The sequence below is a fragment of the Macrococcus sp. CoH-51_TC_04 genome (assembly GCF_058188655.1).
This window is the reverse complement of the sequence record NZ_JBVGOY010000030.1, coordinates 1-1,555: the sequence shown is the minus strand read 5'-3', so window position 1 is coordinate 1,555 and position 1,555 is coordinate 1. Positions and strand designations below refer to the sequence as shown.

The window sequence follows — 1,555 nt, the reverse complement described above, 5'->3', positions numbered from 1 at the left end:
ATCAAGATCATGCTTTTTATTCAAAATAAACACCCCTAAAGTTGAATTTTAAGGTTCAACTTTAGGGGTGCACTTCATTTATATGCAGTTTTTTAATTTTAGTCTAGAAATTTTTTAATAGATGTATCAAAATCACGGTTATTTTTAAAAAATGCACTTTTTACAGGATTTACTTTTTGTTATATATTATAAGCGAAAGTGAGGTGAATTATGACAGTCATCATTTTTTTGCTCGGTGCGTGCTTTAGTTCGTTTATAAGTTGCGTCAATGACCAGAACGGTTTATTTCGTCGTTCTAGGTGTCTTAAGTGTCATCATAAACTATCAGCTAAAGATTTGATTCCAGTCATTTCATATTTCATGCTAAAGGGACGATGTAAATATTGCAGCATACATATACCGACTGAATTGTTATGGGGTGAATTATTAATGGGTGCTGCTTTTGTATATATATTTTCCTTAAATAGTATAATTCATAATAATATTGCGCTTACAATCACAATTTTTTTAATCCCACTTTCGATCATTGATATTGAAACATATACTATTCCTAATCAATTACTTACGTTATTCTTTTTTTGCTTAATGACAGGTTATACGTATCTATTTATCTTTCATAGCGAAACAATTTCCGAGATAAGATTTGAACATATTATAATCAAATTACTGATTATTATTCTTCTGCATATTTTCTTCTTCTTAACGAAAAGTATCGGATATGGAGATATCAAACTTTTCGTAATTTTACTTATTTTTCTGCCAATCCCTTATTACATTGCAATGTTCTTTATGACATATCTAATTGGAGGTTTTGCCAGCATGATATTTTTATCCTATAAAAGAAATTTAAAGAAGATTCCGCTTGTCCCATTTATTGCTGCAAGTTTCTTTGTGGTGATGTATTTGTACCAGGATATTAAATATATTTATTTTGGAGGGTTTATTTAATGCAGACGGTTGCACTGGAATCTGATAAACCGAGAGAACGTCTTCTGACTTATGGTGCTGCACAGTTAACAAATCAAGAACTACTATCTCTTATTATTGGTAGCGGTGTTCGAGATGAAAGTGTTTATACGGTGGCACAGCGTTTGCTGGAACATATAGGTCATATTGGAGATTTAAGATATACGACGTTTCAGGAGCTGATCACAATTAAAGGCATAGGCGAGAAGAAAGCAGCGATGATTCTTGCCATTATTGAACTTGCCATAAGAATGCATACGCATACGAAAGAAGCAAGAATCAAAGTGAAATCACCTGCATGTGCAGCAAATTTATTGATGGAACGTCTGCGTTATATGACACAGGAGCATTTTATCGTATTATCACTGAATACAAAGAATATCGTGATGCATGAATCAACGATATTCATCGGTTCACTGAATGCATCTATCGTACATCCGAGAGAAGTATTTAAAGAGGCGGTTAAAAGAAGTGCAGCAGCAATCATCGTTGTGCATAACCATCCTTCTGGAGATCCATTAAACATAGTATCCTAAACTAGAGTACTCTAAGTATTCAAAGTTTAGGATTTTTTAATTTCATTGCTTTA

At 32.7% G+C, this 1,555-nt stretch carries 2 protein-coding genes; both read left to right on the top strand.

The window, feature by feature from the left end; genetic code table 11:
• Window positions 1–210: 210 nt before the first annotated feature.
• Window positions 211–948 (top strand): prepilin peptidase, encoded by a 738-nt coding sequence (locus tag ACZ2V4_RS11615; protein WP_283721920.1) that lies wholly within the window; start codon window positions 211–213, stop codon window positions 946–948.
• Window positions 948–1,502 carry a RadC family protein gene (gene radC, locus ACZ2V4_RS11610; protein WP_490514940.1) on the top strand — a complete coding sequence of 185 codons (555 nt, stop codon included), beginning with the start codon at window positions 948–950 and terminating at the stop codon, window positions 1,500–1,502. Before ACZ2V4_RS11615 ends, radC begins: the two co-directional genes overlap by 1 nt.
• Window positions 1,503–1,555: the final 53 nt, after the last annotated feature.

What these genes read in the sequence shown, in the direction of transcription:
- ACZ2V4_RS11615 (WP_283721920.1), top strand. Translation starts at nt 211, where the DNA reads ATGACAGTCATCATTTTTTTGCTCGGTGCGTGCTTTAGTTCGTTTATA.
- radC (WP_490514940.1), top strand. Translation starts at nt 948, where the DNA reads ATGCAGACGGTTGCACTGGAATCTGATAAACCGAGAGAACGTCTTCTG.